Annotated in this window: 25 protein-coding genes; 18 read left to right on the plus strand and 7 right to left on the minus strand. The window is 67.6% G+C overall.

All coding sequences use genetic code 11. The annotated features are described in order from the left end of the window. Positions 1–41: 41 nt before the first annotated feature. The 6 genes from AC1DBX_RS05500 (at position 42) to AC1DBX_RS05525 (ending at position 7199) form a co-directional block, all read left to right on the plus strand. A complete protein-coding gene (locus AC1DBX_RS05500; RefSeq protein ID WP_028276063.1) occupies positions 42–935 on the plus strand; it encodes a F0F1 ATP synthase subunit gamma in 894 nt (297 codons plus the stop codon). 81 nt (positions 936–1016) lie between these two features. Next, a complete protein-coding gene (atpD, locus tag AC1DBX_RS05505) occupies positions 1017–2471 on the plus strand; it encodes a F0F1 ATP synthase subunit beta (protein WP_018775710.1) in 1455 nt (484 codons plus the stop codon). 1 nt (position 2472) lies between these two features. Then, positions 2473–2757, plus strand: coding sequence for a F0F1 ATP synthase subunit epsilon (locus tag AC1DBX_RS05510; RefSeq protein ID WP_018775711.1), 285 nt, complete (start codon positions 2473–2475; stop codon positions 2755–2757). Between the two features lie 10 nt (positions 2758–2767). Then, positions 2768–3199 (plus strand): DUF2550 domain-containing protein, encoded by a 432-nt coding sequence (locus AC1DBX_RS05515; RefSeq protein WP_223916017.1) that lies wholly within the window; start codon positions 2768–2770, stop codon positions 3197–3199. Positions 3200–3204: 5 nt separating this feature from the next. Then, on the plus strand, positions 3205–4584 hold the full coding sequence (locus AC1DBX_RS05520) for an alpha/beta hydrolase (RefSeq protein ID WP_476931238.1): 1380 nt from the start codon (positions 3205–3207) through the stop codon (positions 4582–4584). Further along, positions 4581–7199 (plus strand): bifunctional lysylphosphatidylglycerol flippase/synthetase MprF, encoded by a 2619-nt coding sequence (locus AC1DBX_RS05525; RefSeq protein ID WP_476931239.1) that lies wholly within the window; start codon positions 4581–4583, stop codon positions 7197–7199. Before AC1DBX_RS05520 ends, AC1DBX_RS05525 begins: the two co-directional genes overlap by 4 nt. Positions 7200–7379: 180 nt before the next feature. Here the strand turns inward: AC1DBX_RS05525 and AC1DBX_RS05530 are convergent, their stop codons facing one another. Together AC1DBX_RS05530 and nucS are read right to left on the minus strand one after the other, a co-directional pair. Continuing rightward, positions 7380–7583 carry a cold-shock protein gene (locus AC1DBX_RS05530; protein WP_011692441.1) on the minus strand — a complete coding sequence of 68 codons (204 nt, stop codon included), beginning with the start codon at positions 7581–7583 and terminating at the stop codon, positions 7380–7382. Between the two features lie 289 nt (positions 7584–7872). Further along, on the minus strand, positions 7873–8568 hold the full coding sequence (nucS, locus tag AC1DBX_RS05535; RefSeq protein ID WP_026266819.1) for an endonuclease NucS: 696 nt from the start codon (positions 8566–8568) through the stop codon (positions 7873–7875). Between the two features lie 81 nt (positions 8569–8649). Between nucS and AC1DBX_RS05540 the strand changes: the two genes are divergently transcribed. Both AC1DBX_RS05540 and AC1DBX_RS05545 read left to right on the plus strand, forming a co-directional pair. Further along, positions 8650–9021, plus strand: a complete 372-nt coding sequence (locus AC1DBX_RS05540; protein WP_476848852.1) for an ATP/GTP-binding protein — start codon at positions 8650–8652, stop codon at positions 9019–9021. A gap of 10 nt (positions 9022–9031) precedes the next feature. Further along, on the plus strand, positions 9032–9841 hold the full coding sequence (locus AC1DBX_RS05545; protein WP_476858829.1) for an alpha/beta hydrolase: 810 nt from the start codon (positions 9032–9034) through the stop codon (positions 9839–9841). 108 nt (positions 9842–9949) lie between these two features. On the opposite strand, the gene AC1DBX_RS05550 is transcribed toward AC1DBX_RS05545, so the two are convergent. After that, the gene (locus tag AC1DBX_RS05550) at positions 9950–11266 is read right to left on the minus strand and encodes an AI-2E family transporter (RefSeq protein ID WP_374706739.1); all 1317 of its coding nucleotides are present in this window, start codon (positions 11264–11266) and stop codon (positions 9950–9952) included. A gap of 193 nt (positions 11267–11459) precedes the next feature. Here AC1DBX_RS05550 and AC1DBX_RS05555 point away from each other — a divergent pair, with 193 nt between their 5' ends. The 8 genes from AC1DBX_RS05555 to AC1DBX_RS05590 all read left to right on the plus strand — a co-directional run bounded on the left by AC1DBX_RS05555 (position 11460) and on the right by AC1DBX_RS05590 (position 21315). Next, positions 11460–13379, plus strand: coding sequence for a hypothetical protein (locus AC1DBX_RS05555; RefSeq protein ID WP_476931240.1), 1920 nt, complete (start codon positions 11460–11462; stop codon positions 13377–13379). Positions 13380–13435: 56 nt separating this feature from the next. Beyond that, positions 13436–14473, plus strand: a complete 1038-nt coding sequence (locus tag AC1DBX_RS05560; protein WP_476931241.1) for a co-chaperone YbbN — start codon at positions 13436–13438, stop codon at positions 14471–14473. Then, positions 14473–15573 (plus strand): NADH:flavin oxidoreductase/NADH oxidase, encoded by a 1101-nt coding sequence (locus AC1DBX_RS05565; RefSeq protein WP_230008676.1) that lies wholly within the window; start codon positions 14473–14475, stop codon positions 15571–15573. Before AC1DBX_RS05560 ends, AC1DBX_RS05565 begins: the two co-directional genes overlap by 1 nt. Positions 15574–15710: 137 nt before the next feature. Further along, complete coding sequence (locus AC1DBX_RS05570) at positions 15711–16541, plus strand: ABC transporter ATP-binding protein (protein ID WP_476931242.1); 831 nt, start codon at positions 15711–15713, stop codon at positions 16539–16541. Next, entirely contained in the window at positions 16523–18094 is a 1572-nt protein-coding gene (locus AC1DBX_RS05575; RefSeq protein WP_476931243.1) for a transporter, read from the plus strand. The genes AC1DBX_RS05570 and AC1DBX_RS05575 overlap by 19 nt, the downstream gene beginning before the upstream one ends. Positions 18095–18153: 59 nt before the next feature. Further along, entirely contained in the window at positions 18154–18936 is a 783-nt protein-coding gene (gene nagB, locus AC1DBX_RS05580; RefSeq protein ID WP_230008509.1) for a glucosamine-6-phosphate deaminase, read from the plus strand. A gap of 60 nt (positions 18937–18996) precedes the next feature. After that, positions 18997–19314, plus strand: coding sequence for a DUF3039 domain-containing protein (locus AC1DBX_RS05585; RefSeq protein ID WP_370122952.1), 318 nt, complete (start codon positions 18997–18999; stop codon positions 19312–19314). A 213-nt stretch (positions 19315–19527) separates the two neighbouring features. Continuing rightward, positions 19528–21315, plus strand: a complete 1788-nt coding sequence (locus AC1DBX_RS05590; protein ID WP_079554437.1) for a DEAD/DEAH box helicase — start codon at positions 19528–19530, stop codon at positions 21313–21315. 142 nt (positions 21316–21457) lie between these two features. Here the strand turns inward: AC1DBX_RS05590 and AC1DBX_RS05595 are convergent, their stop codons facing one another. The 3 genes from AC1DBX_RS05595 to AC1DBX_RS05605 all read right to left on the minus strand — a co-directional run bounded on the left by AC1DBX_RS05595 (position 21458) and on the right by AC1DBX_RS05605 (position 23908). Next, a complete protein-coding gene (locus AC1DBX_RS05595) occupies positions 21458–21805 on the minus strand; it encodes a hypothetical protein (protein WP_476931244.1) in 348 nt (115 codons plus the stop codon). A 75-nt stretch (positions 21806–21880) separates the two neighbouring features. Further along, positions 21881–22579 carry an isochorismatase family protein gene (locus tag AC1DBX_RS05600; protein WP_476931245.1) on the minus strand — a complete coding sequence of 233 codons (699 nt, stop codon included), beginning with the start codon at positions 22577–22579 and terminating at the stop codon, positions 21881–21883. Next, the gene (locus tag AC1DBX_RS05605) at positions 22580–23908 is read right to left on the minus strand and encodes a nicotinate phosphoribosyltransferase (RefSeq protein WP_459385190.1); all 1329 of its coding nucleotides are present in this window, start codon (positions 23906–23908) and stop codon (positions 22580–22582) included. A gap of 37 nt (positions 23909–23945) precedes the next feature. Here AC1DBX_RS05605 and clpS point away from each other — a divergent pair, with 37 nt between their 5' ends. Further along, positions 23946–24311: an ATP-dependent Clp protease adapter ClpS gene (gene clpS / locus AC1DBX_RS05610; RefSeq protein WP_018775730.1), complete on the plus strand. Its 366-nt coding sequence runs from the start codon at positions 23946–23948 to the stop codon at positions 24309–24311. Further along, positions 24304–24864: a DUF2017 domain-containing protein gene (locus AC1DBX_RS05615; RefSeq protein ID WP_223915995.1), complete on the plus strand. Its 561-nt coding sequence runs from the start codon at positions 24304–24306 to the stop codon at positions 24862–24864. The genes clpS and AC1DBX_RS05615 overlap by 8 nt, the downstream gene beginning before the upstream one ends. A 5-nt stretch (positions 24865–24869) precedes the next feature. Here AC1DBX_RS05615 and AC1DBX_RS05620 read toward each other — a convergent pair whose 3' ends face one another. Next, positions 24870–25664 (minus strand): EAL domain-containing protein, encoded by a 795-nt coding sequence (locus AC1DBX_RS05620; protein WP_476931246.1) that lies wholly within the window; start codon positions 25662–25664, stop codon positions 24870–24872. Positions 25665–25775 lie beyond the last annotated feature (111 nt).

Here is a 25775-nt window from a genome sequence, read left to right on the forward strand (position 1 = left end):
TCCGGCAGTCCCGGCCACCGGGATCTTAGGAAAGGATAAGTATGGGAGCCCAGATCCGGGTCTACCGCCAGAAGATCAGCTCGACGACGTCGATGCGCAAGATCTTCAAGGCGATGGAACTGATCGCTACCTCGCGCATCGGCAAGGCCCGCGCACGCGTAGCAGCTTCACTGCCTTACGCGAACGCGATCACGCGTGCCGTTTCTGCTGTCGCAAGCCAGAGCGAAATCGACCACCCCCTGGTCACCGAGCCGGCGCAGATCCGCCGGGCCGCCGTCCTGGTCATCACCTCGGACCGTGGCCTCGCGGGATCTTACTCGGCGAGTGTCCTCAAGCAGGCCGAAGGCCTCAACGAGCTGCTCCACGGGGAAGGCAAGGAAGTCAAGACGTTCCTGGTCGGCCGCAAGGCGCAGGCGTACTTCGACTTCCGGAACCGTGAATACGCTCGCGTATGGACCGGCAACACGGATGCACCGGAGTTTGCGACCGCGCGCGAAGTCAGTGAAGCACTGCTGGCCGAATTCGCTAACGCCTACGAAGAGGGCGGCGTCGACGAAATCCACGTCGTCTACACCCGCTTCAAGTCGATGGTGACCCAGGAGCCGACGGTCGTCCGTCTGCTGCCGCTCGAGGTTGTCGAAGAGAAAGCCGCGTCCGAATCGGACCTGCTGCCCCTCTACGAATTCGAGCCGGAAACGGAGCAGGTTCTCGATGCCCTGCTGCCGCGCTACATCGAATCACGTATCTTCGCCGCCATGTTGCAGGCAGCAGCTTCCGAGCTCGCAGCCCGCCAGCGTGCGATGAAGTCCGCCGGCGACAACGCGACGGATCTCATCAAGAAGTACACGCGTCTGCGCAACACTGCCCGTCAGGCTGAAATTACGCAGGAGCTTTCCGAAATCGTTGCCGGTGCCGACGCGTTGTCCGCGTCCTAGCCAGCACGAGCCCGGATCCAGCTGTACCTGCACCAAAAGATAAACTTAACCCCACGCCATCTACTGAGTGAAGTGAGAGAGATGACTGCCACTGCTACCGATCACGTAGCCGCAACGTCCGGTGCTACCGGTCGTATTGCACGTGTTATTGGCCCGGTTGTCGACGTCGAATTCCCGGCTGACGCAATCCCCTCGATTTACAACGCACTCACCACCGAGATCACTCTCAACGGTGAGACCCGAACCATCACGTTCGAGGTTGCCCTGCACCTGGGTGACAACCTGATCCGTGCCATCTCCCTCCAGGCCACCGACGGACTTGTCCGCGGTACCAACGTGGTGGACACCGGTGCCCCGATCTCCGTGCCCGTGGGCGACGGCGTCAAGGGCCACATCTTCAACGTGCTGGGCCAGCCCCTCGACGTTGCCGAGTCCGAACTCCAGATCAGCGAACGCTGGCCTATCCACCGCAAGGCTCCGGCCTTCGCGACCTTGGAAGGCTCCACCGAGATGCTGGAAACCGGCATCAAGGTGATCGACCTCCTCACCCCGTACATCAAGGGTGGCAAGATCGGCCTGTTCGGTGGTGCCGGCGTCGGCAAGACCGTGCTGATCCAGGAAATGATCACCCGTGTTGCCCGCAACTTCGGCGGCACCTCGGTGTTCGCCGGTGTCGGCGAGCGTACCCGTGAAGGTAACGACCTCTGGGTCGAAATGGAAGAGGCCGGCGTCCTCAAGGACACCGCCCTTGTGTTCGGCCAGATGGACGAGCCGCCGGGAACGCGTCTGCGCGTTGCACTGTCCGCCCTGACCATGGCGGAGTACTTCCGCGATGTGCAGAACCAGGACGTGCTGCTCTTCATCGACAACATCTTCCGCTTCACCCAGGCAGGCTCCGAGGTTTCCACCCTCCTCGGCCGCATGCCGTCGGCCGTGGGCTACCAGCCCAACCTGGCTGACGAGATGGGCCTCCTCCAGGAGCGCATCACGTCCACCAAGGGCCACTCCATCACCTCGATGCAGGCCATCTACGTTCCCGCAGATGACTACACCGACCCGGCTCCCGCCACGACCTTCGCACACCTCGACGCGACCACGGAACTTTCCCGTGAAATCGCTTCCCGTGGTCTGTACCCGGCCGTTGACCCGCTGACGTCGACCTCCCGCATCCTGGATCCGCAGTACATCGGCCACGACCACTACAACACGGCCGTCCGCGTCAAGCAGATCCTGCAGAAGAACAAGGAACTTCAGGACATCATCGCCATCCTCGGCGTTGACGAACTCTCTGAAGAAGACAAGATCGTCGTGTCCCGTGCACGCCGCATCCAGCAGTTCCTCTCGCAGAACACCTACACCGCCAAGCAGTTCACCGGCGTCGAGGGCTCCACCGTGTCCATCAAGGACACTGTTGAAGGCTTCACCGCTATCTGCGACGGCGACCTTGACCACGTTGCAGAGCAGGCGTTCTTCAACGTCGGTGGCCTGGACGACGTCGAGCGCCAGTGGGCCAAGATCCAGGAACAGACCAAGTAATATGGCTGAGCTTGAGGTTGAGATTGTCGCAGCGGACCACTTTGTGTGGTCCGGAGCGGCCAAGATGGTCAAGGCCCGCACCAGCGATGGTGAAATCGGAATCCTGCCCGGCCACTCGCCCCTGCTGGCGATTCTGGCCGAAGGTGAGCTGGCAATCGAGCCGGTATCCGGTGACCGCATCGCTGTAGTTGTTGACGGGGGATTCTTCTCTGTCGACAACAACAGGGTGGTCATTGTTGCTGACAACGCCCAAATGGGCGAAGCGGCTACTGCGGGGATCCGCTAGCACGACCTTGATGAACGATATTGGTTTGCCGTTCATCGTCCTGGCAACTGCGTTTGGGTTGCTGGTATTTGCACTGTGCCTTTCGGGGGTGCGCCGCTTCAATCTGCGGCGCGCCCTGGGCACGGTGGACGCCTCCATCTGCACGGCTGGAAACAGCTGGCAGATGGGGGTTTGTCGTTATCAGGACAACGACCTCGAATGGTTCCGCCTGGTCTCACTCAGCGTCCGCCCCAAGCACACCTTCCGGCGCAGTTCGCTGGAGCTGCTTGGCCGGCGCAAGCCGACCGAATCCGAGCTCCTCAAGGTCCAGCCCGACGCCGTCATCGTGGAGCTCCGCTACGAGGGCCAGCAGGTCCTCCTGGCCATGCGATTCGATGCCTACACAGGGTTGTCATCCTGGCTTGAGGCCGGACCCGTCATCGGCGTCGGCACCTGGCGCTAGCCCCGGTGGACTACCTCGATGGCCTTAGCCTGGTCGACGGCCCGGTGGTGTGGATCGTGTGGGCAGCCGCCGCGGCGGGCCTGGCCTACCTCCTGACGCACGTTGCCCTCCGGCACACGGGTTTCCGGCGCACGGGCCGCCGCGCTTCCGGCGCGGCCGTGGCCGTCGCGGCTGCCATGACCCTGCTCGCCGCGGCGCTCGTCGCGGCCGTGCACTGGTTCCTGCTCTACGCCGTCACCGTCTTCCCTGCCGAACTGCCGTGGGAGACCCTGGCCTGGTCCGTTGCCGGCGTCCTCGCCCTGCTGCTGTGGCTCATGAGCCTGCTTGGACTCTGGGGCCGCGGACGGACCGGCACTAATCCGGGCCGTAGCCATCGCTGGCGTTCAAGCGCAGCAGCCACGGCCGCCTTCCTGGCCGTCCTCGCGCTGTCCGCCGTCCAGATCAACATCTACTTCGGCCTGAACCACACTGTCGGCGACCTCACCGGAGCGGCCGTCGCCCGGATCCAGCCGCTCGAGGCCGGCCTGACGCGCGCCGCCGGCGCCCCTGCCGCCACCGGGCTCACCCACTGGCAGGCGCCCGCCCACCTTCCCGACGGCGTCATCCGCAAGGCGGTCATCCCGGTCACCGCCTCCGGCTTCCAGAGCCGGGACGCCTACGTCTATCTCCCCCCGGCCTACCTGGGTTCCCCCCGGCCCGCGCTGCCGGTGCTGGTCCTCTTTTCCGGCCAGCCGGGCGGTCCTGCCGACTGGCTGACCGGCGGCGCACTCCGGAGCCGGCTCGACCGGTTCGCCGCGGAGCACGCCGGGGTGGCGCCCGTAACGGTGGTGGTCGATCCCAACGGCTCGGCGTCAGGAAACACGCTGTGCATGGACAGCCGGATTGCCCAGGCGGACACCTTCCTGGCGCGGGACGTGCCAGACTGGATCAAGCGCACGCTCGACGTCGACCCGGATCCCCGCCGGTGGGCCGCGGGCGGTTTCTCCTTCGGCGGCACGTGCGCCATGCAGATGGTCACGAGGCATCCCGACGTCTACAGCGCGGCGTTGGCCTTCTCCAGCGAGGAGGAGCCGGCCCTCGCGAAGGTGCGGGCCAAGACCATTGAGGCCTCCTTCGGCGCCGACGCCGCGGCCTTCGACCAGCTGACCCCGCTGCGCGTCATGGCGGAACACCGCTTCGACGGCCACGGCGTGTACTTCGCCGCCGGAGACCGCGACCCGCAGTTCACCGGCTACATGGACGTGCTCTCCGAGGCGGCACGCCGGGCCGGGTTCAGCGTTGAAACACACCGGATCGCCAACGCAGGGCACTCCTGGGACGTGGCATCCGGCGGCCTTCCCGGCGGCCTAGACTTCCTGGCCCGACGCTGGGGGATCGCGCCATGAGCCAGGCCAAGACCGGCAGTAACCGGACCGTGGCGGCCCCTGGGCCGGAGATCCCGCCGCTGCAGGGTGTCTGGCGCCAGGGCCTGCGCCGGACGCTGGCGCACTTCCGTGCCGTACCCTTCACGCTGGCGGTCCTCGCGGCCTTCCTCGGTGTCGGGGCTGTCACGGGCAGCTTCCTGTCGGGCCCGCCCGACGCCCTGTTGCCTGTAGCGTCCGTCAACGCTTCGGGGCTGAAAGCGGGGCATTGGTGGTCCTTGTTCACCTCGCTGTTCTTCGCCACCAACCTGCTGGCCTACCTGGCCGCATCACTGATGATCCTCCTGCCGCTGGGTCTCGCTGAACGGCATCTGGGGACCCTGCGGACGGCCGTATTCTTCTTTGTAGGCCAGTTCGCTGCTGTGACGGTGTTCCTGCTGGTTACCCAGCTGGCCCGGTATATCGGCGACGGCTGGCTGGGGCCCATGGTCAACGCCCGGCTGATTGGCCCCTACGCCGCCGTCCTGGCCGTGGCCCTGGCCGCCAGCGGCCTGCTGCCCACGCTGTGGCAACGCAGGCTGCGGACCGCCGGCCTGTCCGCGTCCCTGCTGCTGGTGCTCTACGTCGGGCATCCGGAGACAGTGGTTGGGCTCGCCGGTGCCCTTGCCGGCCTGGCCGCGGGCTGGTGGATCCAGGGCGACCGGGGGACCCTGCACCGGCACCGCTCAACCGGACGCGAAACCCGCAACCTGCTGGCCCTCACGGTCGCGATCTTCGCGGTGGGGCCGATCCTCACGGCCACCGTCAGCAGCCCCACCGGGCCCCTGGCCCTGTTGCGCGACGTCGTGCTGAACCCGCTGCCCACGCTGGGCCAGCTGGAGGAAAACTGCGGCGGGACGGTGGACGTCAGCTGCCTGGAGGCCGGCCGCGCCGGACTCGCCGGTCCGCTGGGCCTTGCGCTGGCGGTTGTCCCGGTGGTCCTGCTGTTGATCTGTGCGGACGGCATGCGTCAGGGCCGCCGCCTGGCCCTGCGGATCGCGATCATCGTCCAGCTTGGCGTGACAGCCCTGGCCGCCGTGTACCTGGCCCTGTTCGCCCGGATTCCGCACTACGCCAGCCAGCCGCACACGGCCGTGATGGGCTCCGGCTTCGTCCGCGTCCTTCCGCTCGTGGCCGTCCCGTTGCTGCTCGTTGTGCTGCTCTGGCTTAACCGCCGGCAGTTCCGGGTCGAGACTGCTCCGCGGGCCAGGCGGATCCTGGGCATCGTGGTAGGGGGCACGTGGCTGGTGCTCGCCGGGGCCTATTCGGTGGCCTGGCTCGCCGCCGGCGGGATGGACCGCGACGGGGGAGTGCTGGGCCTCGCGGCGGAACTCGCCCGGCAGTACCTGCCGCTGCCCATTCCGGGCGCCTACAGCAGGTTGTTCCAGAACCGCAACGCCGTCGAGTCATTTCTGTTCGCCTATGCCGGCATCATCTTCTGGGGGGTGGCCCTGGCGGCGGTCTGGCTGGTGCTGCGGCGGCGGCTGCACGGTACCGGACACAGCACCGACGTCGGCTCCGGGGACCGGGACACGGCCCGTGACCTGATCCGCCAAGGCGGGGACTCACTGTCCTGGATGGCGCTCTGGGAACCGAACAAATACTGGTTTACGCCGGACCGGCGCGGCGGCGTGGCCTATCAGCAGCACGGCAACGTGGCCCTGACGCTGGCGGGCCCGTTCGGATCCGCCGCCCTCCACGAGGAGACCGCGGCGGGTTTCATGCGCTACTGCGCCGAACACGCCCTGATCCCGTGTTTCTACTCCTGCACCGCCGGCCTCTGGCCCATGCTCCGGGCCCGCGGATTCCGCCGCGTGGCCGTGGCCCAGGAAACCAGGCTCGCCGTGCGCGAACTCGAGTTCAAGGGCAAAGAATGGCAAAACGTCCGCACCGCCCTGAACCGTGCCGCGAAGACCGGTGTCCAGACCGTATGGGGGCGCTACAGCGAATTCCCGGCCCCGCTGCGGACCCAGCTCAGCGAGGTCTCCGAAGAATGGGCGGCGCAAAAGCACGTGCCGGAGATGGGCTTCACGCTCGGCAGCATCGACGAGCTCGACGACGACGAGGTGCTGTGCTGCCTGGCGGTGGACGCTTCCGGACGCGTGCAGGGCGTTACGAGCTGGCTGCCGGTGTACGCGGACGGACAGCTCGTGAGCTGGACCCTGGACTTCATGCGCCGGCGCGGCGACGCGTTCCCCGGTGTCATGGAGTTCCTCATTGCTTCCGCCGTGCTGGAGCTCAAGCGCACGGTTGAGGTGATCTCCCTGTCCGGCTCGCCGCTGGCGAAGGACCGTGACGGAGACAGTGCCGGCGGCGGCGACTCCGGAGGCGATTCCGGAGGCGACTCCGGCGGCAGCGACGCCGGGCCGGAGGGGCTGGCCGGGATCCTGGACGTGGTGGGCAGGGCCCTGGAACCCGTCTACGGCTTCCGCTCGCTGGCAACCTTCAAGTCGCGTTTCAAACCGGACTACCGCACGCTGTACCTCTACTACCAGGATCCGTTGCAATTGCCGGCGATGGGCCGGGCCCTGAGCCGCGCGTACCTTCCCGGGTTGTCCGTCCGGCAAAGTGCCCGCCTGCTGCGCACTTTGGTGCGTTAGGCAGGGCCCGGCGGGTTAGTGCCCGGGGTGAGTGCGGAATTCGGCTGAAGAATGCATCCGGGCCAATGCGGACGAGCTGAAAGACCGCGCCCAAGAATGCACAAAAAAATGATCCCCGGCACAAATGCCGGGGATCATTCCTGGTGCCGGAAATGCCCTAAAGCACTTCCCGACGGCAGACTAGACCAGCGTTACGCCGGTGGCCTGGGGGCCCTTGGCGCCCTGGCCGATCTCGAACTGAACACGCTGGTTCTCGTCGAGGGTCTTGAAGCCACCGGTCTGGATCTCGGAGTAGTGAACGAAGACATCGCCATCGGAGTCATCCGGGGTGATGAAGCCGAAGCCCTTTTCTGCGTTGAACCACTTGACGGTTCCCTGAGCCATTTGTTTCTCCTCATTGTGGATCTTGAATAAATCCGGCGCACTTCGCACCGGACTTGGTCACTCTGCGAGAAGAACCTTTGGCAACGGAACCGGATTCACGGACCGTGGCGGCAGGAGCTTCACGCTCGCAACATGTCTTGCGAGCATGAAAAAACACCTACACAAAGACTCGTATAAGAATTTCATGACACTTGCGTCAGGTCAACGGGCGAACGGAAGAATTGCATAAAAATTGTGCAAAGAACGTCTTAACGCGAATCGCCGCCACGGAAAGCCTGCCGCGGGGTGCTTAGAAGAGCCGGGATTCGCTGTCGTCAACGCCGCGCATGGCGTCGTAGTCCAGGGTCACGCAGTCGATTCCGCGGTCCTTGGCGAGGACCTTGGCCTGCGGCTTGATCTGCTGGGCTGCGAAGATTCCCCGGACCGGGGCCAGCAGCGGGTCCCGGTTCAGCAGTTCCAGGTACCGGGTGAGCTGCTCGACGCCGTCGATGTCGCCCCGGCGCTTGAGCTCAATGGCCACGGTGGCGCCGTCCGCGTCCCGGGCCAGGATGTCCACGGGGCCGATCGCGGTGAAGTACTCCCGGCGGATCAGCGAGAACCCGGTGCCCAGCAGTTCGATCTGGGCGGCCAGGAGCCGCTGGAGGTCCGCCTCGACGCCGTCCTTGATCAGGCCGGGGTCCTGGCCCAGTTCGTGGGAGGTATCGTGCAGCTGCTCGTGGATGTTGATGATGAGCCGGTCATCGGTCTTGGCCGACTGGACCGTCCACTGTTCGACGACGCCGACCTCGACGTCGACCTCATCCGGTGTGGAGACCCGCAGGGACGCAGGAGGGCTCATCCAGTTCAGCGGCTTGTAGGACCCGCCGTCGGAATGGACCAGGACCGAACCGTCGGCCTTGACCAGCAACAGCCTGGTGGCCAGCGGCAGGTGGGCTTTGAGGCGGCCGACGTAATCAACGGAGCAGCGGGCTATGACTAAACGCACCCGGTCAACTCTACCGCCTGCGCGGGCGGCGGCTTGGCGGGGCGGCAATGAGCGGCAGCCGGACTGGGGCAGAATGGAGGCATGCCCCGTTCCAACCGCCCCCGCCGCGCCGGTTCTGCGAAGACAGGCTCCGGCAAGGGCACAGTGCCCGGAAAGAGCAAAGCCGCCGGAGCCAAGCACGGCCCGGCGCCGGAACTTGACCTGGAGCGCGCCCGCTCGGGTTTCGCCCGCCGCGAGAGCGCACCGGACGGCGAATGGATGGTCCGCCCCATCACCGCGGGCCGCGCCGAGAAGACCTACATCTGCCCTGGCTGCTCCACCGCCGTGCTGCCGGGAATCGCCCACCTGGTGGTCTGGTCCGAGGACCACCTCTTTGGCGCCGCCGCGGGTCTCGCCGAGCGGCGCCACTGGCACAGCAACTGCTGGACTTCGCGGAGCTACCGGTATCGCTAAGCTGGTCAGCATGAGCTTTGATCCCGCGTCCTACGTCTTCACCCAGCCCTCTGCTCCCACTGCCATCCGTGCCTCCACGGTCCTGCCGGCCCGCCGCGAGAACGTCGAACTCCGCACGTCGGACGGGCACCGGCTGGTGGGCGAGCTCGCCGTCCCGGAAACCGGCGGAATCAAGGCAACACTCATCACGCTGCACCCGCTGCCGACGCACGGCGGCTTCATGGATTCGCACGTCTACCGCAAGGCCTCCTACCGGCTGCCCGCCCTCGCGGGAATCGCCGTCCTGCGCTTCAACACACGCGGCACCTCATCGCCGCGGGGAACCAGCGGGGGAGCCTTCGAGGAAGGCATAGGCGAGCGTCTCGACGTCGAGGCCGCGGTGCAGTTCGCCGTGGACCGCGGCCTGCCGAACCGGTGGCTGGTCGGCTGGTCCTTCGGCACCGAGCTGGCCCTGATGTACGGCGCCGCCGAGCCCGTCGCCTCGGAAATCGAGGGGGCTGTGCTGCTCTCGCCCCCGCTGCACCGGGCCACAGACGTGCACCTGAAGGAATGGGCCGAGGCCGGCAAGCCGCTGAAGGTCCTGGTCCCCGAGCACGACGACTACCTGCAGCCGGCGGCTGCGGCCGCGAGGTTCGCGCTGGTGCCGCAGGCGCAGGTGGTGGGGGTCGACGGCGCCAAACACCTGTGGGTGGGGGAGAAGTACGCCGGGCGGGTTCTCAACGAAATCGTGGACGAGGTCATCCCCGGCGGCGCCACAGGGGGTGCCCGAACGGTGCTGCCGCAGGAATGGGACGGGCCGGTCGCCACGGCACACGCCTGAGCCGCCAACGGCGCGAAGAGAGAAAACCGCACCGAAACAGGACAGCCGCACCGTGGACCACGGTGCGGCTGTCCTGTTTCAGTGCGAAAACCCGACAGGGGAGCCCCGTCAGCGGCTGTCCTGGCGCGCGATGAGGATTTCCTTGACCAGCAGCATGATGGCCGCCGCAGTGGGAATGGCGATCAAGGCTCCGAGGACGCCCAGGAGGCTGCCGCCGGCGATCACGGAGATGACGGCGACGGCGCCGGGGACCGCCACGGCCTTCTGCATGATCCGCGGAGAGATGAAGTAGGCCTCGAACTGGAGGTACGCGAAATAGCAGATAGCGAAGACGAGCGCGGTCTGCCAGCCGGCGGTTAGGGCAACGAGCGTCACCAGGCACCCGGCAATCATGCCGCCCACGAGGGGGATGAAGGCCAGCAGGGCCACCACGAACGCCAGCAGCGTTGCAAAAGGCACTCCGATGATCGACATCACAATGAACGCGAACGTCGCGTTCAGCACTGCCACGGCGGCCTGGCCGATCACGTAGTTGCCGACCGAACCGGTGATTTCCTCGGACAGGGCTTCTACCCGGGCCCGCCGTGAGCGCGGCGCGAGCCGGTAGCCCCATTTCTTCATCGCAGGGAGGGCGCCGAGGAAGTACAGGCTCAGGACCAGCACGATCAGTGCGCCGAAGATCCCGTTTGCCACGGTGGAGCCGAAGCCCACAACGCCGCCGAAGATGCCGCCCATGGCGTCCGGGTTGTTGACGAACTTCTCCAGCTCCTGGCTGATGCGGTCCCGGATGCCGAACTGGCTGTCAATGCTCCGGAAGAAGTCCGAGTCAATGAAGTCCTGGACCCACTTGGGCGCCTGCTGCACGATCTGCGTCACCTGCTGCACGATCGTGGGGATCAGGGTGGCGAAAAATGCGGCGACGCCCAGTGCCAGGGTGGACACGGACAGGAGGATGCCGGCGGCGCGGGGGACATTCCGGTGTTCGAGCCACCGCACTACCGGGTCCAGGCCGAGGGTGATGAAGAGCGCCGTGATGATCCACAAAAGCAGCTGCGTCGTATTTGATCCGATCCAGTAGACCAGGAGGGCGAAGCCGACGCCGACCGTGCCCATGAAGCCCATGTACAAGGGGTGCTGGGCCGACATGCGCGGACCGGGACTGCCGAAGCGGGCATCGGCCGCGGACGTCTCCGCGTCCCCGGCCTCATGCTCCGGGGGCATCTCGAAGCGGATTCTCGGCTGGGCTCCGGGCAGGGGCTGGCGCAGGCGCCGGGCCGCGGACAGAAGGACATTTGCCGCGGCAATCCGGGGCCGGGAGGTTGTAGGCCGGGGACTGGAAACGGGTTGTTCGGGGCCGGGTTCCTGGCTGTCGGATTCCTGCGCTTCTTCTGGTCCGGCGGAGGACGAATCCGTATGTTCAGTCACTGCGTTAAATGCCCTTAATTCCTTGCTGCGCCACACTGGCGGCACTGGTGTGATGATCACCGCAAACACTATCAGCAGGCTTGTCACCAGAGGGGAAGAACGCCCCCGGGGGCACCGCCGCCGGGGGCCGTCCGGGTCCCCGATCTGACTCGCGGGTAACAAAATGGTTACTATTGAAGCTAACTGTCCGCTGATGATAGGTAGTATTTTGCGTTTCAAGACTGCAGTCGCCCTGGTGCTGCTTGGCCTCCTGACACTCCTGGCCGGGATTGGCCAGAAGACGTTCTGGGCTCCCCCGGAGACGATTACGGCCACCGCTCCGACCGGCACCGCCGCGCCGCTGACCGTCTTCGACCAGAAGCTGAAGACTCTGCACCCCGGGACCGTGAAGATCACGGTCAAGGGTGAAGGGGCCTTCTTGCTGGCCGCGGGACGCCCGGACGACGTCGACGCCTGGGTGGGTAAGACGGCCCACAACACCGTCGCCGGCGTCTCCGAGGACGGCAAGGCGCTGCAGCTGACGCATACCGACGGCGAAGCTACCGCGCCGTCGCCCGCCGGATCGGATCTTTGGGTCACCACCGAGAACGCCACCGGCGAAATGGACTACTCGTGGAACGCGCCGGCCGACGGCGACTGGTCGCTGCTCCTCGCCGCGGACGGCACCAAGCCCGCCCCGGGCTCCATCACGATGACTTTCCCGAACGACACCTCCACGCCCTGGGCCATTCCGCTCATGGTGCTCGGCGGCCTGCTGATCATCGCCGGCGGGGCGCTGCTGGTCCTCAAGCCGAAGTCAGGCAACCGCACCGGGGGCGGCACCGGCGGCGGCAGCACGTTCGCCCGCCGCGCGCAGGCCAAGGCCGCGGCACGCCGCGGGGACAACGGCTCGACGGAAAGCACCCAGGATCCTGCCGCACCCGGCACCCCCGCACCCGAAACTGCACCGCAGCCGGCCACGCCGGAGAAAACAGGCCCGGAAAAAACAGCGCCGGAGAAAGCAGCAGCCGGCCAGAAGAAGGGCTCCGGCACGGTGCGCCGTTCCGGCATCGTGGTGGCAGTGCTGACCGCCGCCGCCGTCGCCGGAACGTCAGTGGCCGCCCAGGCCAGCCAGACGCCCGCGCCGCCGCCCAGTGCTCCGGCCTCCGGTGCCCCGGCCTCCAGTGCTCCCGCCTCCGGTGCCCCGGCCTCCGACGCCGCGACCCCGGGCAGTGAGGGCCAGACCGGCGACGCGCCGGTGCTGCTGGACGCGCAGTTCCGCCGCGTCCTGGAACAGGTTGCCGGTGCCGTCGATGCAGGAGACGCTGCCAAGGACGCCGCCAAGCTGGCGCCGCGGGTGGCCAAGTCCGAACTCCAGGTGCGCACACAGAACTACAAGATCCGCTCGCAGGTCGGTTCCTACGAGGCCCGCATGCCTGTCCGCTCCACCAAGCTGCTGACCACCGTGGTCACCAACAAGCGCAGCTGGCCGCGCTCGGTCATGGCCGTGACGCAGGGCGAGGGCAACGTCGTCCCGCAGCTGCTGACCCTGACCCAGGACTCCCCGCGGGATAACTACAAGCTGGTCAGCAGCACCCCGCTGCAGCCGGGTGCCACCTTCCCGGGGATCGGCAGGGCCGGTACGGAGACGCTGGCGCCCGCGGACAAGACCGGGCTCGCGTACAGCGGCGACGAAGCCCTCGCCGGGCTCGGTGACCGCCTGACCAAGGCCGACTCCACCTTCAAGGACAAGCTCGTCGAAGGCCAGTCCTCCCCGTACATCGCGGACACCCTCGCCTACCAGGCCGACGTCGTCAAATCAGGCGTCAACGGCACCTTCGCCTTCACGCACAAGGCGGCCGCGGACAACACTGTCGTGTTCCGAACCGCTGACGGCGGGGCCTTGGTGCTGGGACGGCTGAACTTCTCGTTCGACGGCACTCCGAAGGCTGACGGGGACAAGCTCACCATCGGCGACGACGCGGCCGCCCTGGCCGGCGGCAAGGAGACCAGCACCGGCATGGTGCTGGACTTCGCAGAGTCCGTGGCTGTCTATGTTCCGCCGGCCGGTTCCACGGACCCGATGAAGCTCGTGGCCGCCACCCGCGGCCTGGTCGGGGCGTCCTTCAAGTAGCCTTCGCCGGCGGGCATGGTGGCGCCGGGCGGGACTTCAATGGCTAGAGTGGAGCTATGACTACGCCAGCTTCCCGCCCGGTCCCGCCAGTTGCCGCCAGCCCGCTGAACCTGCGCGGCGCCGTCGATCTCTCCGCCCTGAAACAGCGGCCGGCACCGAGTTCTCCGGGACCTGCCCGTCCCGGCGCCGCAGCCCCCGGCCCGGCGGGGTCCGCCGATTCTGCCGGTGCCCCGGCGGCCCCGGCATCCGGCCCGGCCGACCACGCAGGCCGGCCGTTGCGCGTGGATGTGACCGAGGGCAACTTCCAGGAGCTCGTGGACCTCTCGGCCCAGGTGCCTGTGGTGATCGCCCTCTGGGCCTCCTATTCGCCAGGCTCCGGCCAGCTGGTGGACGTCCTTGAAGGCATCGTCGAGAGCTACGACGGCCGGCTGGTCCTCGGGGCCGCGGACATCGACGTGTTCCCGGAACTTGCCCAGGCGTTCCAGGTGCAGGCCGTGCCGACCGCCGTCGCGGTGGTCAAAGGCCAGCCCGTGCCGCTCTTCCAGGGAGGCGCGGACGAACAGCAGGTACGCAGCCTGTTCGATGAACTTCTCAAGGTCGCGGCCACCAACGGCGTGACCGGACGGATCGGCGCCGGCGGCCCGGTTGGCGCGGAACCGGAGGCGCCGCCGCTGCCGCCGCTGCACCAGGCGGCGTTCGATGCGATCGAGGCCGGCGACTACGCGGCCGCGGCCGCCGCCTACCGGCAGGCCCTGAACGAGAGGCCCGCCGACGCGGAGGCCAAGGCCGGCCTGGCGCAGGTGGAACTGATGGATCGCCTGCAGGCCCTCTCCGGGCCCGAGGCAGATGCCCTGCGCCGGCTCGCGGCCGACGAACCGGACAACCTAGAGGCCCAGCTCGGGGTTGCGGACCTGGATATCGCCGGCGGCCACATCGAGGACGGCCTTGGCCGGATCGTGACGTTCATTGGCCGCAACTTCGGCCCGGAACGGGAGACCGCCCGGGTCCGGCTGCTTGAACTCTTCGACGTCGTCGGCACCGGCGACGAGCGCGTCGCCAAGGCCCGCCAGGGGCTGGCCCGGGTGCTGTTCTAGTGGGATCGGCACTCTTTGCGCCGCTGGATCTAAGGTCACTGCGGCTGCAGCACCGTGGCTGGGTGTCCCCGATGTGCCAGTACAGCTGCGACCCCGAAACGGGCGAGGGCGTGCCCACAGACTGGCACCTGATGCATCTGGGCTCCTTTGCCACCGGGGGAGCGGCCCTGGTCCTCACCGAGGCCAACGCCGTCAACGCCGCGGGCAGGATCAGCCCCCGCGACGCCGGACTCTACAACGACGACCAGGCCGCGGCTTGGGAACGCATCACCGCCTTCGTGCACCGCCACGGCACCGCGGAGACCAAGATCGGCACCCAGCTGGCGCACGCCGGCCGGAAAGCGTCCTCCTACTGGCCGTTCTCCGGCAAGGTGGGCAGCGTGCCGGCGTCCGAGGGCGGCTGGGACACCGTGGGTCCTGGCACCGGCGCATTCGACGGCTACGCGCCGCCGTCGGCCATGACGGAAGCGCAGATCGACGGCGTGATCGCCGATTTCGCCGCGTCCGCCGTGCGGGCCGTCGATGCCGGGTTCGACACGATCGAAATCCATGGCGCGCACGGCTACCTGCTGCACCAGTTCCAAAGCCCGCTGGTCAACGACCGCACGGACCGCTGGGGCGGGGACGAGGCGGGCCGGAACCGATTGACGCTTGCCGTGGTGGACGCCGTCCGCGCGGTCATCCCGGACTCCATGCCCCTGCTGCTGCGGATCTCGGCCTCGGACTGGGCGCCGGGCGGGATCGAGGCCGACGCCTCGGTCCGGATGGCCGCGGCCGCCGCCGAGCGCGGAGTGGACCTGGTGGACGTTTCCAGCGGCGGGGCCGTGGCCCACCAGCAGATTCCCGTAGGCCCCGGCTACCAGACCGGGTTCTCCGCACGGATCCGGCGCGAAACCGGGGTCAGGACCGGCACGGTGGGACTCCTGACGTCCGCCGGGCAGGCCGAGCACGCGGTGGCCACCGGCCAGGCGGACGGCGTGTTCATCGCCCGTGCCGCCCTGCGGGATCCGCACTGGTGGCTGCGGGCCGCGTTTGAGCTCGGCCATGACCTCGCGTGGCCGCCGCAGTACGAGCGCGCCATGCCCCGGCATTCGTTCTAGAACCGGCATCCATTCCAGAACCGGCATTCATTCCAGAACCGGCATTTATTCCAGAAACAGCTGCGCGGTTCCCGCGAGTGAAAACGTACGCCTTGCGGACTATCCTTTTCGCGCCGTCCGGCGGTTAGTCTGGCGTCATGACATTCCAACCCCCTGGCCAGCAGGGACAGCCAGCCCCGCCCGGTCCGACTTCGCCGCCGGCGGCTGTCCTGCAGGTGCCTGCCCTGTCCCTGCTCGGCCTCGCCAAGCGCTTCGGCGACAAAATCGCCGTCGACGGCATCAGCCTGGACGTTCCGGCCGGCTCCTTCTACGGTGTGGTCGGGCCCAACGGGGCCGGCAAGACCACCACCTTGTCCATGGCGACCGGCCTGCTGCGCCCCGACTTCGGCACAGCGCTGGTCCACGGCGTCGACGTCTGGCAGCATCCGCTGGAGGCCAAGAAGCTGATGGGGATCCTGCCCGACGGCGTCCGGCTGTTCGACCGCCTCAGCGGCGAGCAGCTGGTCACCTATGCCGGCCTGCTGCGCGGGATGGACCGGGAGATGGTGGCGTCCCGGGTGGCGGAACTGCTCGCTGCCCTGGACCTGGCCAATGACGCCGGCACGCTGGTGGTGGACTACTCCGCCGGCATGACCAAGAAGATCGCGCTGGCCTCGGCGCTGATCCACGCCCCGCGGCTGCTGGTCCTCGACGAGCCGTTCGAATCGGTGGACCCGATCTCCGCGGCGAACATCCGCGACATCCTGGACCGCTACGTTTCCTCGGGCGGAACGGTCATCGTCTCCAGCCACGTCATGGACCTGGTCCAGCGCATGTGCGACCACGTCGCCGTCGTCGCGGGCGGCCGGGTCCTCGCCGCCGGGACTGTGGAGGAAGTCCGCGCCGGCGCCAGCCTCGAGGACCGCTTCGTGCAGCTCGTGGGCGGCCGGAACCACACGGAAGGGCTGGAATGGTTGCGCACCTTCTGAGGCTCAAGCTGACCCTGCTGCGCAACAGCGTCCGGCGCAGCCCGTGGCAGCTGGTGGGCCTCGGGATCGGCGCCCTGTATGCCCTGGGAATCGTGGCTGTTTGCGTGGCCGGGCTGTTCGTCCTGCGCGGGGTGGAGATTGAACTCGCCCAGACCGTGGTGGTCCTGGGCGGCGCCACGGCGCTGCTGGGCTGGGCCATCATTCCCGTCGCTGTCTCCGCCGCGGACCTGACGCTGGACCCTGCCCGGTTCACCACCTTTGCCGTGCCCATGCCGAAGCTGCTGGCCGGGCTGGCGCTCGGCGGCCTGATCGGCATACCGGGTCTCGCAACCTCTCTCGTTGCGCTAGGCACGGTGGGCACCTGGTCCCGCAGCCTGCCGGCCGCAGCCGGCGCCCTCGTCGGTGCCGTGCTGGGCGTGCTGAGCTGCATCGTTCTCTCCAAGGTCGTGACCACGGCCACGGCCGGACTGGCAAGCTCCCGGCGCTTCAAGGACATCAGCTCCGTCGCCTTCCTCATCCCGCTCGTGCTCACGGGGCCCATTGTGGCGGGCATCGCGAGGGGAATCGCCGGTTCCGGCGATTTCCTGACCGGCCTGGCCCGGGCCTTGTCCTGGACGCCGGCCGGGGCGGCCTTCTCGCTCGGCGGCGAGTTGGCTGCCGGCAGCTACGCGGCCGCGGCCGTGAAATTCCTCATCGCCGCGGCCACCCTGGCGGGCCTGGCCCTGGCGTGGAAGCTCCTGCTGCAGCGCGCCCTGGTGACCCCGCCCTACGCCGGGACATCCAAGCGGCGGACCGGCGGCACGGGCCTGTTCGGGCTGCTCCCGGCGACACCGGCCGCCGCCGTCGCCGCGAGGTCCCTGTACTACTGGCTGCGCGATCCCCGCTACGCCGGCGCGCTCGTGGTCGTTCCGCTCCTGCCGGTGCTGTTCCTCTTCCAGGGCAGCCAGAGCGGGTTTTACGGCCCGTTCCAGTTCGTCGGGCCGCTGACGGCCTTCCTCCTGGCGTGGTCGATCTCCACGGATGTCTCCTATGACAGCACCGCCTTCGCCCTGCACGTGGCAACGGGGGTGCGCGGCGCCGACGACCGGCTCGGCCGTGCGCTGGCGTGCCTGAGCTTCGCGCTGCCGGTGGCGGTCCTCTTCAGTGTCGGGCCGTTCTTCTTCACCGGCGACTGGGACAAGCTGCCCGCGGTCCTGGGCCTCAGCCTCGGCGTCCTCTTCACCGGCCTGGGCCTGGCCTCGGTGATCTCGGCGCGCTACACCGTGAGCGTCCCGCTCCCGGGGGACAGCCCATTCAAGAAGCCGCCGGGCAACGTGGCCCAGACCCTCGCCGTGCAGTTCGGGGGCATGGCCGTGCTGCTGGTCCTCGTGGCGCCCGAGGCGGCGCTCGTGGCCGCGCAGTTCATCACCGGCAGCTCCATGCCGGGCTGGATCACGCTGGCCCTCGGACCCGTGCTCGGTCTCACGCTCTTCGCCGTCGGTGTCCGGACCGGCGGCGCGTGGCTGGACCGGCGGGCGCCGGAGCTGCTGGCACAACTGGCCGTCAACCGCTGACGGGTGCATGCTGGGAGTGCGCAGACTCGGACACCAGGCAGGCCAGTAAAGGCAGGATCATGGAAGTTGTCATCCTTCCCGGCAGCAAACGGATCGCGTCGCTTGCCGCGGATGCGGTGGAAGCCCTTCTCCGCCGCAAGCCCGACGCCGTCCTGGGCCTGGCGACCGGTTCCACGCCCCTGCCGGTGTATGTCGAACTGGCGGCGCGGCACGAGCGCGCCGGACTGGATTTCAGCCGGGTCCGCGCCTTCGCCCTGGACGAGTACGTGGGGCTGCCGGCCGGCCACCCGGAGTCCTACCGCGAGGTGATCGCCCGCGAATTCACCGCACGGGTGAACATCAGTCCGGCCAACGTCCACGTGCCCGACGGCGCGGCGGCGGACATCCCCGCGGCCTGCCGGGCCTATGAAGACGCCATCCGCGACGCCGGGGGAGTGGACCTTCAGCTCCTCGGCGTCGGAACGGACGGCCACATCGGGTTCAACGAACCGGGCTCGTCGCTGGCGTCCCGGACGCGGATCAAGACCCTGATCGAGCAGACACGCCGGGACAACGCACGGTTTTTCGGCAGCCTGGCCGACGTGCCGCACCACGTCCTGACCCAAGGCCTGGGCACCATCCTGGATGCCCGCCACGTGATCCTGATCGCCACCGGTGCGCAAAAAGCCCAGGCCGTCAGGGACCTCGCGGAGGGCCCCGTCGCCGCCATCTGTGCGGCCTCCGTGCTGCAGTTGCACCCGCACGCCACCATCCTCCTGGACGAGGCGGCGGCGTCGTCGCTGCGGCTGGCGGATTACTACCGCCACAGCTACGACCACAAACCCGCCTGGCAGGGCCTCTAGGCCCCGCCGCCGGCACCCCGCAGGTCCGGCAGCGCCCTTCCAACGGCTAAGATGGGTGTCATGACTAGCATGACCGATCCTCTCGAAAACGATCCGATGCGCGAGCTCTCCGGAGCCGGGACGTCAACGGCCACGATCGAGCGCGAGGAACTGCGCCAGGAAGTTGAGCCCGGTGACCGGGAGCGCTTCTCGCACTACGTGCGCAAGGAAAAGATCATGGAATCCGCGCTGACCGGTGAACCGGTGATCGCGCTCTGCGGCAAGGTCTGGACTCCGGGCCGGGATCCGCAGAAGTTCCCCGTCTGCCCCGAATGCAAGGAAGTCTACGAGGGCCTGCGCCCCGGAAACGACGGCGGCAAGGGCTCCGGCGACAAGTAAGGGCAATCAACGGAACCAACAGGTTCCGTTAGCCGCCTTCGGACGGCGCTTCCCTATGGCGGCGCGTCGTCGCGCCCCTGATTTTCTGCTTTCCTGATTGCCGGTCCATGCTGTCCGGGTACTGCCTTACGGTCCATCCAAAAAGATTGGTGTTTTTGTGCTTAATTGGGTTTCTCCGTCGGCTGCAGCCATGCGCGGATGGAGGGCGCCTTAATGACGGAGACACTTTTTGGCGGACCCACGCTTCCCCCCGCCTATCCCGAGCGGGCCGCCTGGGGCACCGCCCCCAAGCTGCGCGCCTGGCAGCAGGAGGCGCTGGACAGCTACTTCAGCACCCACCCCAAGGATTTCCTCGCCGTCGCAACCCCCGGCGCGGGTAAGACCACCTTCGCCCTGCGCGTGGCGTCCATGCTCATCGATTCCGGGGTGGTCAACCGCGTGACCATCGTGGCGCCCACCGACCACCTCAAGCGCCAGTGGGCCGACGCCGCTGCCCGGGTGGGCATCGCGATCGACCCGAACTTCAAGAATGCCGACGGCCAGCACGGCCGCGGGTTCATCGGCGTCGCCGTGACCTATGCCCAGGTGGCCAGCAAGCCCATGCTGCACCGGGCCAAGACCGAAGCCGCCCGCACTCTGGTGATCCTGGACGAAATCCACCACGGCGGCGAGGCCCTGTCCTGGGGTGACGGCCTCCGTGAGGCGTTCGACCCGGCGGCCCGGCGGCTCTCCCTGACGGGCACCCCGTTCCGCTCGGACACCTCGCCCATCCCGTTCGTGGAGTACGCCGAGGACCGGGACGGGATCCGGCGCTCCAAGGCCGACTACACCTACGGCTACGGCAAGGCACTGCGCGACCACGTGGTCCGCCCGGTGATGTTCATGGCGTACTCCGGCCAAATGCGCTGGCGCACCAGCGCGGGGGACGAGATGGCCGCCTCGCTCGGGGAGTCGGCCGTCACGAAGGACATCACATCCCAGGCCTGGCGCACCGCGCTGAACCCGGCCGGCGAATGGATCCCCGCCGTCCTGGCCGGCGCGGACAAACGTCTCAGCGAGGTCCGGCGCAGCGTCCCGGATGCCGGCGGCCTGGTCATTGCCACCGACCACGAGGACGCCCGCGCGTATGCCGGCCAGCTGAAGAAGATCACCGGCGAATCGCCCACCGTCATCCTCTCCGACGACGCCAAGGCCTCCAGCAAGATCGAGGAATTCACCGCCAGCGAGAAGCGCTGGATGGTGGCCGTCCGGATGGTCTCCGAAGGCGTCGACGTTCCGCGGCTGTCCGTCGGCGTCTACGCCACCTCGACCTCCACCCCGCTGTTCTTCGCCCAGGCCGTGGGGCGCTTCGTGCGTGCCCGCAAGCGCGGCGAGACGGCGTCGGTATTTCTGCCCTCGGTGCCGCAGCTGATGGCCCTGGCCAACTCGATGGAGGCCGAGCGCGACCACGCCCTGGACCGCCCGGAGAAGGAAGACAGCGACGGCCTCTTCAATCCCGAGGATTCGCTCATGGACGAGGCGAACCGCGAGGAGAAGGCTTCCGATTCCCTGATGAAGGGCAAGTTCGAGGCCCTCGACTCCCAGGCGTCCTTTGACCGGGTGCTCTTCGACGGCGGCGAATTCGGCACCGGCGGCGAGGTGGGCTCGGAGGACGAGCTCGACTTCCTCGGGATCCCGGGCCTGCTGGACGCTGAACAGGTCGGCACGCTGTTGCGCCAGCGCCAGCACGAGCAGCTGAACCGGAAGAACAGGCGCTCCCCGCAGACTGAGGCAGCCGCGGCTGCGGCCCCGGCCGTGCCGGACCACCGGATGCTCATGGACCTGCGCACCGAGCTGGCCAAAAACGTCGCGGCCTGGTCGGCCCGCACCGGGACCCCGCACGGCGTCATCCACACCAAGCTCCGGACCGTCTGCGGCGGCCCGGCCGTCGCCCAGGCCAACGAGGAACAGCTGCAGACCCGTCTGCGCAAGCTCCAGGACTGGTTCATCGGCCGGAAGTAGCCCCGCGCAGGCGGTTATGGGCACGGGGTTATGGGCCCGGGGGTTATGGGCACAGGCCAATAGGCGCCGGGCAACAGCAGAGGGACCAGTTCACTGTGAACTGGTCCCTCTGCTGTTTACTCTGCTGTGAACTTTGCTTCGGCTACTGGCCGGCGCCGCAGACCTGGCCGTAGGTCTGGCCTGCCGCGGTGTAGTCGGCCTTCATGTCCTCGAGCTTGGCGGTGTCCGGGGAGGGCTTGGCCGACTCGTCGAAGTATTCGATGATGGTCTGCAGCGGGGCCCGCAGGTCCTCGGATGCCGCCGCCTTGATGGGCCGCAGCTGGTTGGCGACCCGGGTCATGCCGGTCTTGTCCGATGTGGCCGACTGGGCGGAGACCACGGTCTTGACCCGGGCGCAGGTTTCCTCGTTGGTCAGCCGCGGCGTGGCAGAGCAGCCGGCCGCGCCGAGCAGCGCTCCGGCGGCAATCAGGACGGTCAGGGTCTTCTTCATGGTGTACTCCGGGGTTCTACGGGTCTGTCAATATGGCAAGACTGGCGATGGGGCAAGGATTTCGAGTCTACTGGCTCAGAGGACATCGACGCCGCCGAGCTCCATCTCGGCCACGGCATCGTCCAGGTCTTCGGCAATGCCGACCGTCAGGCCGCGCAGCACCGTGACGGAGTAGCCGGCCTGGACGGCATCCAGGGCGGTCGCTTTGACGCAGTAGTCCGTGGCGATGCCCACCACCACGATGTCCTCGACGTCGTGGCTCTGCAGCCAGTCGTCCAGTCCGATCGCGTCCTCGCCAGCGGCGAAATCACTGCCGGCGAAGGAACTCACTGTGTTGTCGGAGTCTTCGGAGTCTCCGGAGTCGCCGGAGCCTCCGGCGCCGGTAACGGGCATGGCGCCGGGCTGGCGGTCGCCGGTGGGGATTTCGTCCTCGGGGGCCAGCAGCCCTTCGAAGCCGGAGTACGCCGCGGCGAACTGGCCCTTGCGGAAGTACGCCTGGATGTGTTCGGGATCAAGATCGGGATGCAGCTCGGCCCCGCGGGTGCCCGCCACGCAGTGCCGCGGCCAGCTGTCCACGAGATCGGGTTTCTCCGAGAAGTGCTCACCCGGATCGATGTGCCAGTCCTGGGTGGCCACGACGTGGTCAAACTGGCCGTGGTGGGCGTCAACGTACTCGCTGATTTCCCCGGCCAGGCTTGCCCCGCCGGGGACGGCCAGGGCACCTCCCTCACAGAAATCGTTTTGGACGTCAACGATGATCAGGGCGCGGGACATTCAGTCCTCCTCGTAGATGGTGGGGATGGCCGCCTCGCCGCGCTGGAGCCGGTTGACCACCGCGGGAAGCTCCCGCATGGTTTCCGCGTGGCGCCGGCGCGCGCGCTGGACCCCCTCCGGGCCCGTCCACCCGGGGAGGAGCTCGCCGTTCTTGACGAACTGCTGCAGCAGCGGACGGTCGTTGCCGTCGTCCTCCGGGTGATGGCCGACGCCGACGATTTCGGCCGTGGCGGTCCCGCGCTCGTTGAGCTTGCGCAGCGCGTACTTCCGGCCGCCCTTGCTGGCCTTGTTCTTGGCGGCCTTGGCGACGGAGATGAAATCGCCGGCGTCGTCGGTGCGGCTGACGAGCTTGTAGACCATGCTCGCCGTCGGGGCCCCGGACCCGGTCACGAGCGAGGTGCCCACGCCGTAGGAGTCCACCGGCGCGGACGCCAGCGCCGCGATGGCGAATTCGTCGAGGTCTGAGGTCACCACGATCTTGGTGTGGTCGTTGCCGAGCTCGTCGAGCAGCCGGCGCACCCACTGGGCCTGGGCCACGAGGTCGCCCGAGTCCAGCCGGACAGCGCCCAGCTTGTCCCCGGCGAGATCGACGGCGGTGCGGACGGCCGTTTCGACGTCGTACGTGTCCACCAGCAGGGAGGTGTCCGGCCCAAAGGCGGCAATCTGGGCCTCGAAGGCCTCCCGCTCGGTGTCATGGAGGAGCGTGAAGGAATGGGCGGCCGTGCCCACCGTCTTCAGCCCGTAGCGCAATCCGGCCTCCAGGTTCGAGGTGCTGTCGAACCCGGCAATGACAGCGGCCCGGGCAGCGGCGGCCGCCGATTCCTCGTGCGTCCGGCGCGATCCCATTTCGATGCACGGGCGGGTCCCGGCCGCGGAGATCATCCGGGAGGCGGCAGAGGCGATGGCGCAGTCGTGGTTGAGCACGGAGAGCAGGTAGGTCTCCAGGATGCAGGCCTCGGCGAACGTGGACTCAACGATCAGCACGGGGGAGTTCGGGAAGTACGCCTCACCCTCCGGATAGCCCCAGATGTCGCCGGAAAAGCTGTAGCCGGCCAGGTACTCCAGTGTCTGGTCGTTGACCACCTTGGTCCGGCGCAGGTAGTCCAGTTCCGGCTCGCCGAAGCGGAAGTTCGCGATCCCTTCCAGGAGGCGGCCGGTGCCTGCCACGATGCCGTAGCGGCGCCCGTCCGGGAGCCGCCGGGCGAAGGCCTCGAAGACCGATTTGCGGTGCGCCGCGCCGGACTGCAGGGCGCCCTGCAGCATGGTCAGCTCGTAGTGGTCTGTGTACAGGGACGTGCGGGGACGGTCCCAGCCAGCGGAGGTACTCACAAATTCACTCTAGTGTGCATCCCCATAGAATGGACAGATGACCCTCAGCGTTGCGCTCGGCCCCGACACACGGGAGAGTACCCAGACCGGAACAGTGACGTCCGGCGACGTCCTGACCGCCCCGGACGTCCCCTGGAACCTTGTGATCTGGAACGATCCCGTAAACCTGATGAGCTATGTGAGCTATGTGTTCCGCAGCTATTTCGGCTACTCAGAGGCTAAGGCGAACAAGCTGATGATGGAGGTCCACAAGAAGGGCCGCTCGATCGTGGCGCACGGCAGCAAGGAACAGGTGGAGCAGCACGCCGTCGCGATGCATGGCTACGGACTCTGGGCGACGGTGGAAAAGGCCACCGGCGGCAACGCCGGCGGTTCCGGCAAAGGCAAGGGAAAACGTGGCTAAGGCATTCAAGTACGGGCTCAAGGGCATCAAGGGCCATCTGGAGCCGGCCGAGCGGGAGCTTCTGCGCAGCCTTTTCGATGACGTCATTTCCATGCTGGAGCCGGAGCAGCGCGCCAACGAGGACCCGCTGGCGGCCCTGGTGGGTTTGGACACCGAAGCGCGCGAACCCTCGGACCGCGCCATGCGGCGGCTGTTGCCGAACGTGATGAAGAACGACGACGACGCCTCCCTGGAGTTCCGTCGTTACACCGAGCGGTCGCTGCGCGAAAGCAAGATCGGCGCGCTGAAGGCGGCCGCACTGAGCCTGGACCGGGACAACCTCGTCCTGACCCCGGACGACGCCCGGCACTGGGCCACCGCGCTCAACGATGTCCGGCTGGTGCTGGCCGAACGCCTCGACATCCGTGATGATGCCGACGCCGACAACATCCACCTCATGCAGGACTGGGCCCAGGCCGAGGACGTCGAAAGCTACCTGGCCCTGGTGTACAACTTCACCACGTGGCTGCAGGAGTCGCTGGTCCAGGCCATGGTGCACTCGCTCGATAGGTAGGGCCGCTAAGCGACAGCGGTGGCGTCAGAAACAGGCACGGACTGTATCTGTGGAAGCTCCTCGAATGCCGGCTTTGCGAACCAGTATCCCTGAAACAAGCGGATGCCGGCTTCCTTCAGAATCCGGAACTCCTCCTCCGTCTCGATGCCCTCTGCGAGCACCGTGATGTCGAGCTCCTTGGCGATGCCGACGATGCCAGCAACGACAGCCTGGCGGGCCGGGCTGGTGTCGATTCCCCGGATGAGCTTCATGTCGATCTTGATCAGGTCTGGCTGGAAATCGACTAGGAGCCCCAGCCCTGCATGACCGGCACCAAAGTCGTCGATGGCGGTGGTGAAACCATGCTTGCGGTATTCGGTGATGATGTTCGTGAGGTGGGCAGTGTCGGAAACCTCCTCATTCTCCGTGAACTCGAACATGATCGACGACGTCGGAAAGCTGCAACGCCTGGCTGCAAGCAGCGTCGCACGAAGGCACGCAGCCGGTTCGTAGACCGCGTTCGGCATGAAGTTGATGGAGAGAATCAAGCCCTCACCGGCAGGAAACAGCCGCGATGCCAGCTCGATTGCCTTGACGCGGCAGTCCTGGTCGAAACGGTACTTTTGCTCAGGTGCGACTCTGGACAGGACGTGAAAAGCCCCCTCGCCCGACAAGCCTCTGACCAGTGCCTCGTAGCCCCATACGCGACCAGCAACGGCGTCATAGATCGGTTGGAAGGCCATGCTGAAATCAAAGTCGAGCTGTGACGACGTCGTGCAGCCGTCGCATGTCATATGCGGTCCTTTCGCTGTTTCGTCCATCGTGGGGGCACGACGGTCGCCCCCGATATCTCGACGGCGCCCATAGCATACAGGGCGGGGACAGCGGCAGGCTGCCACCGATGAGCAGGGGTCTTCCCCGCGTTGCCCATC

It is taken from the genome of Arthrobacter sp. 10N44_2, assembly GCF_056394385.1.

Bases quoted from the DNA above. Each gene is read 5' to 3' on its own strand.
- AC1DBX_RS05570 (WP_476931242.1), top strand. From the start codon at position 15,711: ATGACATTCCAACCCCCTGGCCAGCAGGGACAGCCAGCCCCGCCCGGT.
- clpS (WP_018775730.1), top strand. From the start codon at position 23,946: ATGACCCTCAGCGTTGCGCTCGGCCCCGACACACGGGAGAGTACCCAG.
- AC1DBX_RS05620 (WP_476931246.1), bottom strand. From the start codon at position 25,664: ATGGACGAAACAGCGAAAGGACCGCATATGACATGCGACGGCTGCACG.
- AC1DBX_RS05530 (WP_011692441.1), bottom strand. From the start codon at position 7,583: ATGGCTCAGGGAACCGTCAAGTGGTTCAACGCAGAAAAGGGCTTCGGC.
- AC1DBX_RS05500 (WP_028276063.1), top strand. From the start codon at position 42: ATGGGAGCCCAGATCCGGGTCTACCGCCAGAAGATCAGCTCGACGACG.
- AC1DBX_RS05585 (WP_370122952.1), top strand. From the start codon at position 18,997: ATGACTAGCATGACCGATCCTCTCGAAAACGATCCGATGCGCGAGCTC.
- AC1DBX_RS05575 (WP_476931243.1), top strand. From the start codon at position 16,523: ATGGTTGCGCACCTTCTGAGGCTCAAGCTGACCCTGCTGCGCAACAGC.
- AC1DBX_RS05510 (WP_018775711.1), top strand. From the start codon at position 2,473: ATGGCTGAGCTTGAGGTTGAGATTGTCGCAGCGGACCACTTTGTGTGG.
- atpD (WP_018775710.1), top strand. From the start codon at position 1,017: ATGACTGCCACTGCTACCGATCACGTAGCCGCAACGTCCGGTGCTACC.
- AC1DBX_RS05545 (WP_476858829.1), top strand. From the start codon at position 9,032: ATGAGCTTTGATCCCGCGTCCTACGTCTTCACCCAGCCCTCTGCTCCC.
- AC1DBX_RS05595 (WP_476931244.1), bottom strand. From the start codon at position 21,805: ATGAAGAAGACCCTGACCGTCCTGATTGCCGCCGGAGCGCTGCTCGGC.
- AC1DBX_RS05540 (WP_476848852.1), top strand. From the start codon at position 8,650: ATGCCCCGTTCCAACCGCCCCCGCCGCGCCGGTTCTGCGAAGACAGGC.
- AC1DBX_RS05600 (WP_476931245.1), bottom strand. From the start codon at position 22,579: ATGTCCCGCGCCCTGATCATCGTTGACGTCCAAAACGATTTCTGTGAG.
- AC1DBX_RS05560 (WP_476931241.1), top strand. From the start codon at position 13,436: ATGACTACGCCAGCTTCCCGCCCGGTCCCGCCAGTTGCCGCCAGCCCG.
- nagB (WP_230008509.1), top strand. From the start codon at position 18,154: ATGGAAGTTGTCATCCTTCCCGGCAGCAAACGGATCGCGTCGCTTGCC.
- AC1DBX_RS05555 (WP_476931240.1), top strand. From the start codon at position 11,460: ATGATAGGTAGTATTTTGCGTTTCAAGACTGCAGTCGCCCTGGTGCTG.
- AC1DBX_RS05525 (WP_476931239.1), top strand. From the start codon at position 4,581: ATGAGCCAGGCCAAGACCGGCAGTAACCGGACCGTGGCGGCCCCTGGG.
- AC1DBX_RS05515 (WP_223916017.1), top strand. From the start codon at position 2,768: ATGAACGATATTGGTTTGCCGTTCATCGTCCTGGCAACTGCGTTTGGG.
- AC1DBX_RS05590 (WP_079554437.1), top strand. From the start codon at position 19,528: ATGACGGAGACACTTTTTGGCGGACCCACGCTTCCCCCCGCCTATCCC.